This window comes from Streptomyces sp. NBC_00490, from assembly GCF_036013645.1.
Classification (GTDB): Bacteria; Actinomycetota; Actinomycetes; order Streptomycetales; family Streptomycetaceae; genus Streptomyces; species Streptomyces canus_F.
The window spans coordinates 758882-774385 of the sequence record NZ_CP107869.1 but is presented as its reverse complement, the minus strand read 5'-3'; the positions used below and the strand labels follow the sequence as shown (position 1 = coordinate 774385).

The window sequence follows — 15504 nt, the reverse complement described above, 5'->3', positions numbered from 1 at the left end:
GAGTTTTAGCCCGAAATGATTCATATCGGATGATAGCGGCGCTTTGGTGCTGCCCGGAACACCAACCGTGGTGAGACCGCCTCGCAGACCGCCACCTCGGGTCCCGCCATGCCGGGGTGATCAACGATCTCGTGTGCGCGAAGGCCTGCTGTCGGCGGTCAGTAGCCCAGACTCGTCGTGTAGGCGCACTCCGTGTAGATGTAGCCCGGCTCCAGCTTGGCGGTGTCCGAGGCCGGGGTGTTGGCGGTCCCTCCCTGGGACTTGTGGACGAAGTAGGTGGTGCCGGCGGGCAGCTGGATGGTTTTCTGCGGGTACTTCTTGCCGCTGTCGCTGCACGGTTTCGAGTCGAGCCCGAGAGAGCTGCTCAGCGCGGAATAGGTGGAGCAGCTACCGCAGGCCTTGAGGGTGAAGCTCCCGGTCACCGGGCCGGTGAACATGACGGTGATCTTGTCGGGGCTGTCGTTCTTGACTGTGACGCTGATGCTGCCGCCCGAGCGGGTGGTCGGCAGACGCTTGCCGGCCGCCGGAACCGTCTGGGCGACCTCCGCGGCGATGGCCACCTTCCGGGCGAGACTCCGCTTCGGGCTGTCGGGGTTGTCCTTGATGAACGTGTCCATGGTGGTGACGGCGTCGCTGAAACTGCCGTCCTTGTACTGGTCCACACCGCAGTTGTACGTCCCTGACGCCGCGTTCCGATCCGCTCGGTCGGCGGCCTGGTCGAGAGCCTCGGTGAGTCCGGCCCCCTCGCCCGACACGCCGCGAATCTGCGTGGACAGGGTGCCCAGGCGCTCAACGGCCGCGCAGGGATCGCTGCCGCCCACCGCCGTGACCGCCTCGCCCACCTTCGTGTCGATCGCGGGTCCCACCTTTTGCGCCTGTTCGGACTTCGGGAACGTCGTCAGCAGTTCGCCCCACTGTGCGGTCCAGGCCGCGCTGTCGCCGCTCATGGACTCCGTCCCGCACTCGTAGAGCGAGGTCGCCAGCCGGTCGTCGGGCCAGGTGGACAGGGATCCGAGTGCCTTCTTGTCCATCGTGTGCGGCACGGTACGCAGGTACTTCAACGGCGCCACAGCCCCGCAGTAGTTCTTCTTCGCGTACGCGGCGCCGACGGTGGTGTAGTAGGTCCTGAGGCGGTTCGGCACCTCGGCGGCGGCTCGTGACGTCGGATGGTCCGCGGCCAGACCGTGGTAGATGGCCAGTGCCCTGCGGTAGTCGGGTTGCGCCACGTCGAAGGTCTGCGTGCCGGTCGACTTCACCAGCTCGTCCGCTGCTGCCAGCCGGTCCAGGAGCATCTGCTCAGTGGCCTCGTCACGTGCCTGGTCATACAGGAGGTATCCGCCGGCGGGTACGGCCAGCAACACGACGCTGAGCGCCGCCGCGACCAGCGCGCTCGGCAGCCATGCCAGGCGCGTGCGCAGACCCAGCCGCGCACCGTGCGCGGCTGCCGCCACCAACAGGATCAGATACAGGACCAGCAGGGCGCCCGGCACCCCGTCCGGATCTGCCGGCAAGGCCACGGCAAGCAGGATCCCCGTGGCCACCAGGCACGCGATCGTCAACCTCCAACGGCGGACGACGGCATAGCCCAGCCCCAGGCCACTGAGGTTCAAGAATCCCACGGCGAAAGCCCGCCAGGGGTCCGCCGGAGCGGGTGGTGGTGCGCTCGGCATGGGCGGAACGGCGAAGTTGGGATGTGCGTTCTGGTCCCAGGACATGACAGTTCCCCCAGTCAATCACGCCTGAATTTCCCCGAGTTGACAGTGTACGGCCAGTTAGGGGTGGGCGACAGAGGGTGAATTGAAAGGGTGCGGTTCGGCTGGACGGTTCCCCGTTCGACGCCGGGTGTGACCGGTGGCCTGCGGAGGCACTTCGTCACTCGCGAGGCTGAATTGCACGTCAGGTGTGGGCGGATGGCGCATGCGGGCGGGCGACGTAGGAGAGACAAGGGGGGCGAGGTTGTTGCTGACAGCAAGGAGAGCGCATGTGAGCACCGTCGCGTTCATCGCCGATTTCGCCTCGGAACGTCAGTGGGTCGCGGGACGGTCCTGGGCCTATCCCGACGGCGGGCCCACCAACCGGGGCGACAACAAACTCGATCACCTCACCGAGGACCCCGCCTACTCCCGGCTGGGGACCTTCCGGGCCCGGCGCAGGGCGGACGGCCTGTGGAGCACCGGGCTGCTGACGACGGAGGGGAGCGCCGAGGGGTTCATGGTGCGCACCGGGGACCGTCTGGAGGCCACTGTACGACTGCCCACCCGGCTCGGTGCCTGGCCCGCGATCTGGACCTGGCGGGACGGCGGCAACGAGGTCGACGTCTTCGAGTACCACCCCGACAATCCCGACCTCCTGGAGCTGACCAACCATGTACGGCAGGGCCAGAGTTACGTCAGGGATGACGCGGTGCGCCCGGGGGCGGTCCTCGAACTGGGCGTGACGTTCGGCAGGCACAGTGTGGTGTGGACCCTGAACGGTGAGGAGGCCTTCGCCGACGGGCGGGGTGTGGGGCCCAGTTGGCGGGCCTACCTCATCGTCAACCTGTCCGTGTGCGCCGGCCGTTACCACCCGGCTCCCGAACCCGACGTCACCGAGATGTCGTACGAGGTCCGCAGTCTCGTGGTCACCCGGCCCTCCGAGGGCTGTCCGAGGGACGGCACGGCCGGGGAAGACCGGCCCGAGCGCGGACCGGCGGAGGAAGCCGCGCCCGCTGAACCCAGTTGACGACGGTGCAGGAAGCTCGCTGCGGGCACCGGCTGACATCCCGCTGCTACGGTCGGGCGCTATGAGCTGGCTCCCCGATGACTTCGCCCACCCGGTCCTGGTACCGCTGCCCGGCAGTGGTCATCACCTGCGGCCGATCCGGGAGGCGGACACCCCGCTCGACTATCCGGCGGTGATGGGTTCGCGCGAGCGGCTGTGGACCATCTTCGGCCCAGCCTGGGGCTGGCCCGCGGCCAGCATGACCTACGAGGCCGACCAAGCCGACCTGTTGCGGCACGAGAAGGAGATCGCCGCACACCAGTCGTTCAACTACGCGCTGTTCGACGCGGCGGAGACAGCTCTGCTCGGCTGCGTCTACATCGACCCACCGGAGCGGGCCGGCGCGGACGGCGAGATCTCCTGGTGGGTGGTGGACGAGCTCGTGGGCAGCAAGGTCGAGCAGGCCCTCGACGAACTGGTGCCGCAGTGGATCGCCGCCGACTGGCCGTTCGAGCAGCCGCGGTTCCTCGGTCGCGAGATCTCCTGGTCGGACTGGCTCGCCCTGCCGGAGCACCCTGACGCGTAAGTAGCTTTTGTCGTGATGCTCCAAGGACTTGGTGCCATAGCGGCCGTTTCGATGGGGTGGTGGTGCGGCCGCTGCTGCCGGTGACTGCGCCCGGTTCTGCCGTATGACCGAAGAACTCGTCCGAACCGTCCAGCGATGCGATGCGCGCTGTCGTCGGTGTTGTTGTTCACGAGGTGAGTGCTTCCTCGGCGTCGAAGCCGTAGATCCAGCCGTTGCGCACCAACGGGTCGGATGCGGCCAGTGCGGCGTCGCGGGCCTTCTGCTCGGGCCCGTCGGGCAGGTGGTTGCTGTCCCTGCGGGCGTGACTGAGCTCCTGCAGACGTGTGGTGCGTTCGATCCGCGCAGCCTCGTACTGCTTCAGCCCTTGCTCAGGATCGTTCGCATGCGCCGCCAGGCAGCGGGCCAGCACGGCGGCGTCCTCGATGGACTGGGCCGCGCCCTGGGCGAAGAAGGGGAACATGGGATGCGCGGCGTCACCGAGCAAGGTGACCCGGTCCCGGCTCCAACGCGGAAGCGGCGCCCGGTCCAGCAGCGCCCAGCGCCCGGGTACACCGCCGGCGGTGATCAGGTCCGTCACCCGCGGGTCCCAGTCGCTGAACTCGGCATGGAACTCCTCGATCGTGCCCGTGCTGCTCCAGGACTCGTCGGTGTAGTCCCCGGCCGGGGCGAAAGCGACGACGTTGACGGCCTGCCCACCGGCGACCGGATAGTGCACAAAGTGCCGGCCGGGCCCGAGCCAGAGGGTCTGGGCGCGACGTAGGGCGAAGTCGGGCACGGCTTGGGCGGGCACGATCGTGCGGAAGGCGCAGATACCGGAATAGGCCGGCGGTAAGGGCTCGGTCACCGCGCCGCGGACGACGGAGTGGACGCCGTCGGCGCCGATGACGATGTCCGCCTCGACCTTGCTGCCGTCGGCGAAGCGCAGCAGTACGACGTCCTTGCGGACGTCGACCGACGTGCACCGTGCGCCCAGGCGAACCCATTCACTGGGCACAGCCGCCTTGAGCGAGTCCAGCAGGTCGGCCCGGTGCACGACATAGGTGCGCTCGCCGTAGAGCCGTTCACAGACGCCGCTCAGTTTCTCGACCGAGAGCACGCTGCCGTCCGTCCAGCGGCGGAACTCCCACCCCCAGTCCAGTGGCACGGCCCGGCGGAGGAACTGGGCCATGACGCCGATACGCCGCAGCAGCCGTACGGCATTGGGAGCCATCACGAGCCCGGCGCCCACCTCGGTGAGTGCCGAGGCCTGCTCGTGGACGGTGGCTGTGAACCCCGCGCGACGCAGGAAGGCACCGGCGGCGAGACCACCGATGCCACCTCCGACGATGGCAATACGCGGACCCGGCACGGTGGCAGGCATGGATGGCTCCTCTGGCTCGTCGATGCCGATGAACTGGCCACCCCAGATCCTGACGGGCGTCCCGCGCCGCCGGAACGGCTGTGTTCATTGAACGGACGCCGGTTTCAAGGTCGCCGTCGAGCGGAGGCGGTGCCGACGTCTCGGCCGATGTGTGCGGGCGTGTGCAGCCTCCAGTTGTGTCCGACGCGGCGGGTCGGGCCGGTGAGGTGGCGGGTGCGGGTGAGCTGGATGTCAGTGCTGGAGGCGCCGAGCATGAGGGTGATCTCGTCGGGTTCGACGATGCGGTGCAGGTCGGGTCCGGTGTAGGCGAGGCGGTCGGTGTGCAGGCGGAAGGTGACCCTGCGCTGCTCGCCGGGGGCGAGGAGGACCGGGTGAACCCGATCAACTGGGTGACCGGCCGGGGGAGTTGGTCGACCGGGTCCGCGGTGTAGAGCTGGACGACTTCGGAGCCGGGCCGGTCGCCGGTGTTGCGGACCAGGCAGCTGATCTCGACCTCGCCGTCGGTGGGGATGTCCTCGGCGCTCAGTTCGAGCCCGTCGTAGGCGAACGTCGTGTAGGACGGTCCGTGTCCGAAGGGGTAGGCCGGGGTGGGGTCGAGGTTGCTCACGCACTGGGTGTTGCCGCTGAGCGGGGCGCGCGGACGGCGCCGGCCACCGGCGGATGCTCTGGAGCCTGGCCGCACCCCTGTCGCGGCCCGCTCTGATCACGGTCACGATCTACGACGCCCTGAACGTCTGGAACGGCTTCCTCTTCCCGCTGCTCCTCACCTGGTCCTCTCCACGCTGCGATCCTCACCCTCTACATCCTCGGCCGCCACCAGCTCATCAGCGGGCTCACCGCCGGCTTCGGCAAGCGAGCGACCGCCTGACGGGAGAGCGGTCGAAACCGGGGTCTCACCCGGCCCGTCCTGCGCGGCGAGGGCGATGCCGGCGTGCAGTCCGGAACCGCCCTTGAGCCGGGTCCCGCTGATGGCCGGTTTGCGGGTCGCCAGGGGAGGGCTCGCTGGTACACGGAGGACGACTCAGCGAAGTTGTCGCAGGCGCACGGACGTTGCCGCCGTCGAGCGTCCTGATGTGCCCAATGTGGGGTCCCGGTGATGTGCGGCTGCGGATGCGCCGACCGACGGGACATCCGCAGCCACGATGACGAGAAGACGGCCCCTGCATAGAGGTGCGCAGGGGTGAAGATGGCGCGCCTTCTCGTCGCGGAGTCAGAGCGCGGCCAGCGCGGCGCGGGCGACCTCGTCGTCCTGGGCCGGGGTGCCTCCGCCGACGGCGAGGGCGCCGATGAACTGACTGCTCTCGAAGATCGGTCGACCACCGGCCAGCAGGCTGGCGCCACTGGCGACGTGGGAGGCGATCTGGCCCGGGTCCTTGATGTTGGAGGCCAGGTCGGCGGTGGCGGCCCGGTAGGTGCGTGCGGTGTGTGCCTTCTGCGGGACCAACGCGGCCGCCGCCGAGCTGTTGTTGTCCATGCGGAGGGATGCCTTGGCTTCGCCGGCGGAGTCAACGACCAGCACATACATGGGGGGAAGCGTCGGGTGGGCGCGCACGTAGCGGACGGCGGCCTCGGCGAGTCGCTGGGCCTGGGCCAGGCTGATCGTCCGCGTGGCGGTCGATCCCATGCTGTCGGTGGCAGCTGAGGCGCTGCCGGCAGCCATCTGGCTGACCGCCAGTCCGCCCGCGACCGCCCCCGCTATACCAAGCATTCCGCGCCTCGTGGCGAGGGTGTTGCCGGACTCTTCTGACATGGCTTTGCTCCTGCGTCTGTGTATGGAACGTTGCTACGCATCTCGGAGTCGCTCGTCGGGCGTTCTGCCCGCGTCGACGGGCAGGACATGGCCGGTGACCATGGATGCCTGGTGCGGACGGCGGACGATGGCGTAATCGCCGTGCCCTGCCGATCACTTCATGCATGAAGTTATATCCGGCATCACTTCACGGCGCAACTGATTGTTCGTGCGATTCGCTTCATGCGTGAAGTCATGTCTCGTGCCTGAACCGAGACGTCACGGCCTTGAGGCTCAGTGGAGTTCGGCGCTGCCTTGCAGGATGCGCCGCGAAATCTGGGCCATCTGACGCACCTGCGTGGGGGAGAGGCTGTCGAAGACGAGGCGGCGGACCGCGCTGACATGACCGGGGGCGCTGGCCTCGAGCTTCGCCAACCCCGCGTCGGTCAGGCCGGCCAGTGTGTAACGGCCGTCGGTGGGATCAGGGCGGCGGGTGAGCCAGCCGCGCCGCTCCATGCGGGTCGCGACCTGGGACAGACGCGGCAGCTGACTCGCGGTGAAGCCGGCCAACTCGCTCATGCGAAGGGTGTGCTCGGGGGCCCGGGACAGGCCCACGAGGACCTGGTACTCGAAGTGTGTGAGCTCGGCGTCCTGCTGGAGCTGTCGGTCCATTGCCGCGGGCAGCTTGGTCACCACGGCGACCAGGGCCATCCAGGCCTGGAGCTCCTCCTCGTTGAGCCACCGGATCGGTTCCGCAGCCTCGCTGTCCTTTGCCGGCTCGGTTTGACCCCCGGGGCTGGGTTCGCCGGAGGGTGCGCTGCGGGTCCGCTTCACGGCGCGGTTCTTGGCCATGAAGCAGAGTCTATGCGCGGCGCAGGACAGGTGACCTTCCTCGGGGAGGGGCTGACCAGGCAGCCAAAGCAAAGACGAGCAAGACCTGCACCGCGCCGGCGATGATCAAGGGTGAGCATTCCCTCCGGTGATGCCGCGACGGGGCTCGTGCCGGGGGTGCCGCCGAGGACCGCCGTCGAGGGTCCTGGATTGCGGCCACATCGAGACCAGCACTTCTTCCGCACCGTTTCGGCCTGACCATCGCTGTAGGCGGCGTGCTTCTCACGCAGTCCCTGGTCGTGGTCGGCGGAGGCTCCGCCGCAGCGCCATTTCGCACAGTCTCTCGGCAAGATCGCTTCATTGACATCGGGCTGGTCCAGCTCGCTGTCTACACTCAGTTGAGACGAGCTGAACACATCAGAGGAGCCCGGGATGCCGCGAAACCGCCAGCAGATCCCCCGTGAAGAGCGGGCGGGTGATCTGCTCGCCGCGGCCACAGAGTTGTTCCTCGCCAAGGGCTATGCCAAGACCACGATGGCGGACATCAGTGCTGCCGCCGGTGTGGCCCGGGGCAATGTGTACTGGTACTTCGACTCGAAGGACGACATCTTCGCCGCGGTGATGGACCGGATGCTCAGCCGCGAGATCCGTACCCTCAGTGCGGAGCAGGCGGGTGCCGACCCGTTGAGCCGGCTGGTGCGGGGGCTGTCCGACATGCGCTATTCGCGGCCGCTGCATCAGGCCATGCACGACCGGCTGCCGCATTCCGAGGCGGTTCGAGCCGCCCACAACACCTTCCTGGGCTGGATCGTCGGACTGGTCGACGAGGTCATCGTCGAGCACGGCCTCGACGGCGACCCCGACATCGATGCCGCGCTCCTGCGCGATACCGTGGTCACCGTGTTCGAAGGCGCGCATGTGCCCAACGACAGGAACAGACCGGCGCACGAGATGCTCCGCTTCCTGATGGAGTCCGTTCTGGCCGGGCGTTCACCGGTCACGAAGGCGTGACCGCCGAGCGTTGATCGCGGCCGGCCGGAGTTGCGACGGCCCGAGTCGGCGAGTGGTCAGAGTTGGCGAGTGGCGACTCCCGCCGACACCGCCCGCGTCCATGACCGAACCCGTGGCTTGGATTCCGGGCGTGGGTCTCCCCGCGCAGTCGGTCGAGTGCGGCGGCGGGGTCGGGTCGGCCGCCAGAGGGAACGGCTCAAGACCGTTGCTGGGCTCTCCGGTGGTATCCCGGCCGCCATCGTCGCCCTTGACGAACTCCTCTACGGCTGGGCGACGAGCAACGCTCTCGGCGGCCGGCTGTGCGAGCTGGCACCGCGGGGAACGCAGGCGGTCCTCGACTACGTGCCCGACGGGCCGGTCACCGGTCAGGCCATGGCCCTTCTGCGAAGCCATCAAAGGAACCAGCGAGAGGAAACCCGAAAGTGTCCGAACCAGAAGCCGTACGCAATGAAGAGCGGCCCTTGCTCGCGGTGATCGGGGCGGCCGGGCTCTGCGGTAGGTACCTGTTGGAGGCGGCCCAGCGGTCTCCGTTCAGGGTCCGCGCAGTGGTGCACGGTCCGGGGGGTCGTGAACGGGTGGCCGCTCTGGGCGTCGACGAAATCGTCGAGGCGGATCTCGCGGAGCCCGACGCCGTCCGCCAGGCGGTGAAGAACGCCGACTTCGTGTTCATGATTCCTCCGGCGTTCCATCCGGAGGAGGACGTCTTCGCGATCAGGGCGCTCGAGGCGGCCGAGCACGCGGGCGCGCGGCGGTTCGTGTACCTGTCCGTCCTCCACCCGCACACCCCCGGCCTGCGTCACCACATGCGCAAGGCGAACGCCGAAGCCACCGTGCGGGGTTCGGACCTGGACTGGACGATCCTCCAGCCGTCGATGTTCGCCCAGATCGTCCTGTCGACGTGGGGAAGGGCTCCCGCGGGGTCGGTGAACGTGCCGTTCGACGTCCACAACAAGTTCTCGTTCATCGATCTGCGCGAGCTCGCGGAAGTCGGCGTGAAGGTTCTGTCCGAGCAGGGCCATGGCTCGGCGACGTACGAACTGGCGGGCCCCACCACCACACCGGCCGAGGCCCTGCGCATCGCGGGACGTGTACGAGGTGTGGAGCTCGAGGCGAGGACGGTCGACTGGGAGGAAGCGCCGCTCCCGCCCCCGGTGGCCGACGATCCGTCCCGGGGCCCCGACATGCGGGCCATGTGGCAGGACTACGACCGGCACGGCCTGCGCGGCAACAGCAACGTCCTGCGGATGCTGCTCGGCCGTGAACCCGCGTCTTTTGAGGAAGCGGCCGCCGCGTTCGCTGCTCGAGGTTAGGCCTCTTGCGACATACGTCGGCCGCAGCACCGAGTGGGCGCTGGTTGCGGCCTGTGCTGTGAGCGCAGCCTTCACCGCTCCCGGCACACGAGTGCCTCAACTGGCCTACGGTGGGCCGGGGAACGGCGCTCGTCCGGGAGCCGGGTCAGGCGGCGGGTGCACGGCGTGACCCTTGGGCATCACGCCAGAAGAGCACCGCGGCGGCAACGAGGATCCACGTCACCAGGACGACGACGCCGGCGGTGAGACCGTCGTTGTTGAAGTGGGACAGGCCCTGGACGGCTCGTACACCGACGCCCACCGGGAGGATCTCCGAGAACGGGTGCAGCCAGTCCGGCAGGTAGGCGGTGGGCAGCGTGCCACCACTCGTGCTGTTGCCGAAGGTGAACAGGACCACGGCGGCCAACGACATCCCGGCCCGCCCGAAGACGCGGATGAACGCCATGCTCGCGCTGCCTACCGCCGCCGCCATCAGAGCAATGACCCCCGCGATGCCCAGGAACGGTCCCGGCAGTGCGGAGAAGCCAACGCTTCCGGCTATCAGCGCCACCAGGACACCGGCGAGGACGCTGAAGGAGGCCAGGCTGGCCAACCTCCACCGGTACTCCAGTCGGGGAGCCATCTGGTAGGTCATCGTGCCGAACAGGAACCCGGCCAGCACGACGCCGAACCCGGCGTAGAACACCGACATACCGCGGGTGTCGCCCGCTGACGCCGGTACGACGTCCTTCGCGGTCATCCGTTCGCCGCCGGCCTTGGCGACTCCGGAGAAGGCGCCGGTGACCGTCGAGGTCACCGAAGGGCCATTGGCTCCGGCATACAGCAGCTCGGCGGACTTTTCGGGGCCGACGACATAGGCGGCGTACACCTTTCGGGCCTGCAGTGCGTGGCGGGCTGCGTTCTCGTCGGCGTAGCGCTTCACCTCGAATCCGCCGGGGAGCCCGAGCTCCAGTCCGCCGGTGATCTGTTCGAGCCGCTGGGTCGTCCCGACGACGCCGACCGGAAGGTCGTGCGGGCGCGGGGCGTGAAAGGCGGCCAGAAACACGCTGACAAAGATCGAGCCGATGACCAGCACGATCGCGACCGGCAGCAGAACTCCCCTCGCTCCGGTGGCACCCTGCTGCGCCGGAGCGGTGTCCATCGCGTGGTGATGGGGCGCGTGACGTGGCTCGACGGAAGTGGTGGGTGGTGTGGACATGGTGGCGTGCTCCATCCCTGCATGTAAGGTACCTTATAGTTCTACCACAAAAATATCAGGCGCCTTACTATCGGAGCCGCTCATGAGCCGCACTCCCGCAGATCCGTCCACGCGCGTGGGCTACGTGGCATGGCAGACGGTGCATGTGATGGGAACGCGACTTGAGAGAGCGCTGCGTTCGCTCAACCTCACGACCGCGCAGCACAACGCGCTGCAGCACGCCGTTTGGGTGCCGGGCATCTCCGCAGCGGAGATCGCCCGTCGGACCGGCTTCACTCCCCAGTCCATGGGGGCCGCTGTCAACACGCTGGTCGACCGCGGCCTTCTCATCCGCCGCGAACACCCTTCGAACCGCAGAACCGTCCAGCTGACCGTCACCGCGAGCGGTGCAAAGCTCGCCGAGCGGGCGCGGGTTGTGGTGGAGCGTCTTGATATGGAAGCGCTGGCGGTCCTCGCGCCTGGGGAGCGGGAAGTCATACGTTCCCTGCTGCTCCGGATGCTCGCCGAGCTCAATCCTGACGCTGTACCGACGTCGGACCTGCGTGCAACGAGCTGAGCACCTCGGTCAGCCCGCCAGCACCGCGTAGTCGTACGAGATGCTGTTTCCGTCGGCCTTGGTCACGGACACCATGATCTGCTGTCGCTTCCCGTTCCCGGACGTCACCGCGCACTGGACCGAGTCGCGCTGTCGCACCCTGAGGCCTCCGGCACAGCTCACGGATTTCGGCTTCTCCTGGACGAGCGGCAGGGAGTAGTTCTCGCGGACCTGCTTCTCGACCTCCGCACGGCTCACGCTCCCGGTGGAGCCGACGGTGCTGGTCGATTCCGTGCTCAGCAGCCGCGGTACGGCCACGAACGCGAGCCCGCCCACGGCCACGGCGGTGGCGGTCGCCAGGGACACAGCGACGTATTTCATGTTCTCTCCTGCGATGCGCTTGCTGCGGTGAGGCTGTCACCAGGAGAGTGGCCCGCCGGACGGTGGCCGCGCCTCGGCCAGGCGGCCGACAGCGGGCGGCCGGGGTCGGCCCGTAGGCCGACCTCCGCGTCAGACGGGCGGCGTCTTGCGGTCGTGAACGAGACCCGTTTCCCAGGCCCAGGCGGCGATCTCGACGCGGTTGCGCACGCCGAGCTTGTCCTTGATGTTGGCCAGGTGCGTCTTGACCGTGCCCAGGGACACGTACAGCTCGCCGCACACCTCCTGGTTGGTGCGGCCCACCGCCACCAGGCGTACGACCTCGAGCTCCCGCTCGGACAGCGGATGTGGCACCGCTGCCGGTGGCTGCAGTCCGGCGAGGTGCTTGAGCAGCCGCACGGTGACGGCGGGGGAGACCAGGGCGTCCCCGCGGGCGGCGGAGCGCACGGCCTCGATCAGCAGGGTGGAGCCGGCGTCCTTGAGCAGGAAGCCGCAGGCGCCGTTGCGCAGGGCCGTGTAGGCGTAGTCGTCCTGGTCGAAGGTGGTCACCACGACCACGCGCATAGGGTCGGTGACGCCCGGTCCGGCCAGGGCCCGGGTGACCTCCAGACCGTCCAGCCTGGGCATGCGGATGTCGACGAGACACACGTCGGGACGCATCCTGCGGGCGAGTTCGACGCACTGGGCGCCGTCGGCCGCCTCGCCGATCACCTCGAGGTCGGGCTGGGTGCCCAGGATCAGCCGGAAGCCGGTGCGGACCATCTCCTGGTCGTCGGCGATCAGTACCCGCGTCCGTGGGCCGTTGTGATCACTGCCGTCGCTCATGCCGGTGATCCTTCCACAGCCTCCAGGACAGGGAAGGCGGCACTCACGCACCAGCCGCCGTCCGCAGTCCGGCCGCTGGTCAGCGACCCCTCCACGGCCTCCACGCGTTCCCGCAGACCCACCAGGCCGAAGCCGCTCCGCCCGCCGATCGGCCCACTGGAGCGCGTCTGCGGCGCGGTGTTGCGCGCCTCCACCCGGAGGTGACCTTGGGGGTCGAGTGAGAGTCGGACGACGACGTCCGCGCCATGGGCGTGGCGGCGTACGTTCGTCAGGGCCTCCTGCACCACACGGTGGACCGACGTCTCCACCTCCGGGGCCAGCCGGATCCCACGGAGCTCGGGCGCGATCTCCAACGCCGCGGCCGTTCCGTTCTCGGCGAACGCGGAGACCAGGTGTTTCAGCTCGGTCGGCAGCTCACCCGGGCGTGCGGCCTGGTGGTCGTCCTCGCGCAGCACCCGCACGAGCCGGCGCATGGAGTCCAGGGTTTCCCCGCCGGCCCGGGAGATTCCCTCCAGCAGGGGTTTGATCTGCTCCGGCGAGGTCTCTTGGATCATCAGCGCGGCGTTGGCGTGCACGATGATGCCGGTGACGTGGTGGGCGACGAAGTCGTGCAGGTCCCGGGCGAGTTCCAGGCGCTCGTTGTGGCGTACGGAGGCCACGGCCCGGGCGCGGCGGGAGTCCAGGAGGCGCAGATAGCCACCGAGGCCGGCAGCGCCGGCGACGACGAACGTCAGGACGAAGGAGTACTGGAGAAAGGGGTCTTCCGTGCCTCCGCGCAGCGGCATGGTGATCACCGCGACGGCCAGCGCCGCCGAGAGTGTCAGGGCCGTGGCCGGGCGTTCCACCCTCCGCGCGGTCCGGGCGAGCAGCACGAGCAGGGCGACCGTTTCCAGCAGGCCCCACGTACCACTGGTGAGCGGCGCATACGCGCAAAGGCCCACGGTCAGGGCCAAGGAGCCCAGCGCGGCGGCACCGGCCCGTCGTTCGGGACCCGGCCGGCAGTCGGGAAGGAGCAGCGCGGCGGCGGCGAGTGGGCCGGAGACCAAGGGCAACCAGCTGGACCAGCGGCCCTGCGGGTCGTAGTAGGTCACCAGGTCGAACAGCCATACCAGGGCCAGGGCCGCGCAGAGGGAGGCCGTGATGGCGCGCCGGAGGGCCGGGGAGAGCGGACTATCGGGTTCCACGCGACAAAGGGTACGGATGTGTGGCGGAGCAGCGGGTCGGCCCGCAGGCCGATGCGGGCCACCCAGGACCGGCCCGGCGGCCGAGGAGGGACGCGACGGTACGACGGGATCGTCGACGGCATGCAGATACTCACCGTTCTCGACGTGGCCCTGGCGACACTCGCCGGGCTGTGCCTCGTCCTGTGCGCCCTCGTCACCATCGAGGTCGCCCGCTGAATTCGTACCGCACGACCACCGGCTCTCCCGTCCTGGTGAGCGCCTGTCTGAGGAAGCCCTCCGGTCCGACCCGGGCCCTGGCCACGGTCGACGGTGCCGTGTTTCGGTGAGGCGCTCACTGCCGGCGGCGACACCGACTGGTCCGGGTCGCTATGAGCGGCGCGGCGAGAACGGCCTCCAGGTCACCGTCACTGTGCCCGAGGGCTCCGACCCGCTGGATCGCGACGATGTCCCTCGTGCTCGGTCAGTTCCCGGCCACCGGAACCGAGCGCGTCCGTCAACCGGGATCGCTTCCGCGGGCATCACCGCGGCCCCCTCCGTCCTGGACCGCCACCGCGCCCAGGGCCTGCTCCGCCGCGCTGCGGAATTTTCACTATCGCTCCGCACGGGTCCGCCTCGGGAACGGGTCTCGGGACTCCCTCGGAACCGTCGCCGCGGCTGGGCCCCAGGCGGAAAGATCGGCCCTGGGGCCGAAGCCGATCGGCCTTGTGGCCGAAGCGACCAGCCGCCACTCGGCAGCATCGTGAGCCTCATGAATCTCACGACTCCGGTGCTCGGCGACACGGCACCAGCTCCGGCTGCGGCGCCCCGACAGGAAGCCGCACGGCGGATCACCGCCCTCGACGCCCTACGCGGCTTCGCGCTCTGCGGCATCCTCCTGGTGAACATCAACCAGATCACGCCCATGAACCCGACGGACAGCGCCTACCACTGGTACCCCATCGCAAAGTTCCTCGACCTGTTCGTCCAGGAACGCTTCTTCCCGATCTTCTGCTTCCTCTTCGGGCTCAGCTTCGCGATCTTCCTGGACAGCGCCTCCCAGCGGTCGGACCGCCCCCGCCTGCTCCTGGCGCGCCGCCTGGTCGCCCTGGGCCTGCTCGGCGCCGCCCACCAACTCCTCCAGCCCGGTGAGGCGCTGGCTCCGTACGCGATCGTCGGACTCGTCATCCTGCTGCCGGCCACCTGGCTGCCGACGTGGCTGGTGCTGACCGGCGGCCTGCTGGGCACCGTCGCTTCGGTCACCGTGGCCAGCGGCGGAATCCTCAGCATCCCGGGCCTGTTCCTGCTCGGCCTGGCGGTCGCCCGCCTCGGCATTGCCCACACCCTGGACCGCCGCACCGGCCAACTGGCCGCCGTTCTCGCCCTGGCGGCCCCGGCAGCCGCCGCCGCGGTGTGGTGCCAGTACACTTATCCGACGCTCGGGCCGTTCGCCACCCGCATCGCCGCCGAAGCCGGACTGCTCGGCGCCCTCGCCTACGCCACCGCCCTGCTGCTCCTGCTACGCACACGGCTCGGCCGCCCGTTGTCGGCGGTCCTGGAACCGCTCGGCCGGATGGCACTGACCAACTACTTCACCGCCACACTCGCCGTCACCGCGGCCACCCCGCTGCTCGGCCTCAAGGATTCCGCGCGCTGGGGCACCGCCATGCTGCTGGCAGCGGGGATCCTCGCGGTACAGGCCGTCCTCAGCCACTGGTGGCTGCGCCGGTACCGCTACGGGCCCTTGGAGTGGTGCCTGCGCTGCGTCACCTGGTGGAGCATCGTGCCCATCGCCCGCTCTCAAGGGGCAGTCGCCTGAAACGGGTCGGACGCGCATGACGGGAAGCCGGGTGCGACGACGCGGGGCGGCAGGGGCAGGCA

General features: G+C 69.2%; 14 protein-coding genes and 2 pseudogenes. 7 read left to right on the top strand and 9 right to left on the bottom strand.

Going from position 1 to position 15504, the window contains the following annotated elements; all coding sequences use genetic code 11:
- Positions 1 to 158: 158 nt before the first annotated feature.
- Complete coding sequence (locus OG381_RS03190) at positions 159 to 1715, bottom strand: hypothetical protein (RefSeq protein ID WP_443061864.1); 1557 nt, start codon at positions 1713 to 1715, stop codon at positions 159 to 161.
- A 268-nt stretch (positions 1716 to 1983) separates the two neighbouring features.
- Between OG381_RS03190 and OG381_RS03185 the strand changes: the two genes are divergently transcribed.
- Together OG381_RS03185 and OG381_RS03180 are read left to right on the top strand one after the other, a co-directional pair.
- Entirely contained in the window at positions 1984 to 2721 is a 738-nt protein-coding gene (locus tag OG381_RS03185; protein ID WP_327714536.1) for a beta-glucanase, read from the top strand.
- A 61-nt stretch (positions 2722 to 2782) separates the two neighbouring features.
- On the top strand, positions 2783 to 3286 hold the full coding sequence (locus OG381_RS03180) for an N-acetyltransferase (protein ID WP_327714535.1): 504 nt from the start codon (positions 2783 to 2785) through the stop codon (positions 3284 to 3286).
- 166 nt (positions 3287 to 3452) lie between these two features.
- On the opposite strand, the gene OG381_RS03175 is transcribed toward OG381_RS03180, so the two are convergent.
- Positions 3453 to 4646: an FAD-dependent monooxygenase gene (locus OG381_RS03175; RefSeq protein ID WP_327714534.1), complete on the bottom strand. Its 1194-nt coding sequence runs from the start codon at positions 4644 to 4646 to the stop codon at positions 3453 to 3455.
- Between the two features lie 104 nt (positions 4647 to 4750).
- A pseudogene (locus tag OG381_RS03170) lies at positions 4751 to 5253 on the bottom strand (fibronectin type III-like domain-contianing protein).
- Positions 5254 to 5279: 26 nt separating this feature from the next.
- On the opposite strand from OG381_RS03170, the pseudogene OG381_RS03165 reads away from it, so the two are divergent.
- Positions 5280 to 5514, top strand: a pseudogene (locus tag OG381_RS03165) (ABC transporter permease subunit); the annotation flags it as partial.
- Positions 5515 to 5856: 342 nt separating this feature from the next.
- On the opposite strand, the gene OG381_RS03160 reads toward OG381_RS03165, so the two are convergent.
- Together OG381_RS03160 and OG381_RS03155 are read right to left on the bottom strand one after the other, a co-directional pair.
- Positions 5857 to 6396: a GlcG/HbpS family heme-binding protein gene (locus OG381_RS03160; RefSeq protein ID WP_327714533.1), complete on the bottom strand. Its 540-nt coding sequence runs from the start codon at positions 6394 to 6396 to the stop codon at positions 5857 to 5859.
- 273 nt (positions 6397 to 6669) lie between these two features.
- Complete coding sequence (locus tag OG381_RS03155) at positions 6670 to 7227, bottom strand: MarR family winged helix-turn-helix transcriptional regulator (protein WP_327714532.1); 558 nt, start codon at positions 7225 to 7227, stop codon at positions 6670 to 6672.
- A gap of 411 nt (positions 7228 to 7638) precedes the next feature.
- Here OG381_RS03155 and OG381_RS03150 point away from each other — a divergent pair, with 411 nt between their 5' ends.
- Both OG381_RS03150 and OG381_RS03145 read left to right on the top strand, forming a co-directional pair.
- Positions 7639 to 8217, top strand: a complete 579-nt coding sequence (locus OG381_RS03150; protein WP_327714531.1) for a TetR/AcrR family transcriptional regulator — start codon at positions 7639 to 7641, stop codon at positions 8215 to 8217.
- A 299-nt stretch (positions 8218 to 8516) separates the two neighbouring features.
- Complete coding sequence (locus OG381_RS03145; RefSeq protein ID WP_327714530.1) at positions 8517 to 9527, top strand: SDR family oxidoreductase; 1011 nt, start codon at positions 8517 to 8519, stop codon at positions 9525 to 9527.
- Between the two features lie 145 nt (positions 9528 to 9672).
- Here the strand turns inward: OG381_RS03145 and OG381_RS03140 are convergent, their stop codons facing one another.
- Positions 9673 to 10725 carry an ABC transporter permease gene (locus tag OG381_RS03140; protein ID WP_327714529.1) on the bottom strand — a complete coding sequence of 351 codons (1053 nt, stop codon included), beginning with the start codon at positions 10723 to 10725 and terminating at the stop codon, positions 9673 to 9675.
- 82 nt (positions 10726 to 10807) lie between these two features.
- Between OG381_RS03140 and OG381_RS03135 the strand changes: the two genes are divergently transcribed.
- Positions 10808 to 11281, top strand: a complete 474-nt coding sequence (locus OG381_RS03135) for a MarR family winged helix-turn-helix transcriptional regulator (RefSeq protein WP_327714528.1) — start codon at positions 10808 to 10810, stop codon at positions 11279 to 11281.
- Positions 11282 to 11290: 9 nt separating this feature from the next.
- Here the strand turns inward: OG381_RS03135 and OG381_RS03130 are convergent, their stop codons facing one another.
- The 3 genes from OG381_RS03130 to OG381_RS03120 form a co-directional block, all read right to left on the bottom strand.
- A complete protein-coding gene (locus OG381_RS03130; RefSeq protein WP_327714527.1) occupies positions 11291 to 11641 on the bottom strand; it encodes a DUF4333 domain-containing protein in 351 nt (116 codons plus the stop codon).
- 129 nt (positions 11642 to 11770) lie between these two features.
- Complete coding sequence (locus tag OG381_RS03125) at positions 11771 to 12463, bottom strand: response regulator transcription factor (RefSeq protein ID WP_327714526.1); 693 nt, start codon at positions 12461 to 12463, stop codon at positions 11771 to 11773.
- The gene (locus OG381_RS03120; protein WP_327714525.1) at positions 12460 to 13647 is read right to left on the bottom strand and encodes a sensor histidine kinase; all 1188 of its coding nucleotides are present in this window, start codon (positions 13645 to 13647) and stop codon (positions 12460 to 12462) included. The genes OG381_RS03125 and OG381_RS03120 overlap by 4 nt, the downstream gene beginning before the upstream one ends.
- Before the next feature lie 748 nt (positions 13648 to 14395).
- Between OG381_RS03120 and OG381_RS03115 the strand changes: the two genes are divergently transcribed.
- Entirely contained in the window at positions 14396 to 15442 is a 1047-nt protein-coding gene (locus OG381_RS03115; RefSeq protein WP_327714524.1) for a DUF418 domain-containing protein, read from the top strand.
- Positions 15443 to 15504: the final 62 nt, after the last annotated feature.

What these genes read in the sequence shown, in the direction of transcription:
- OG381_RS03190 (WP_443061864.1), bottom strand. Translation starts at nt 1,715, where the DNA reads ATGTCCTGGGACCAGAACGCACATCCCAACTTCGCCGTTCCGCCCATG.
- OG381_RS03180 (WP_327714535.1), top strand. Translation starts at nt 2,783, where the DNA reads ATGAGCTGGCTCCCCGATGACTTCGCCCACCCGGTCCTGGTACCGCTG.
- OG381_RS03175 (WP_327714534.1), bottom strand. Translation starts at nt 4,646, where the DNA reads ATGCCTGCCACCGTGCCGGGTCCGCGTATTGCCATCGTCGGAGGTGGC.
- OG381_RS03160 (WP_327714533.1), bottom strand. Translation starts at nt 6,396, where the DNA reads ATGTCAGAAGAGTCCGGCAACACCCTCGCCACGAGGCGCGGAATGCTT.
- OG381_RS03155 (WP_327714532.1), bottom strand. Translation starts at nt 7,227, where the DNA reads ATGGCCAAGAACCGCGCCGTGAAGCGGACCCGCAGCGCACCCTCCGGC.
- OG381_RS03150 (WP_327714531.1), top strand. Translation starts at nt 7,639, where the DNA reads ATGCCGCGAAACCGCCAGCAGATCCCCCGTGAAGAGCGGGCGGGTGAT.
- OG381_RS03140 (WP_327714529.1), bottom strand. Translation starts at nt 10,725, where the DNA reads ATGTCCACACCACCCACCACTTCCGTCGAGCCACGTCACGCGCCCCAT.
- OG381_RS03135 (WP_327714528.1), top strand. Translation starts at nt 10,808, where the DNA reads ATGAGCCGCACTCCCGCAGATCCGTCCACGCGCGTGGGCTACGTGGCA.
- OG381_RS03130 (WP_327714527.1), bottom strand. Translation starts at nt 11,641, where the DNA reads ATGAAATACGTCGCTGTGTCCCTGGCGACCGCCACCGCCGTGGCCGTG.
- OG381_RS03125 (WP_327714526.1), bottom strand. Translation starts at nt 12,463, where the DNA reads ATGAGCGACGGCAGTGATCACAACGGCCCACGGACGCGGGTACTGATC.
- OG381_RS03115 (WP_327714524.1), top strand. Translation starts at nt 14,396, where the DNA reads ATGAATCTCACGACTCCGGTGCTCGGCGACACGGCACCAGCTCCGGCT.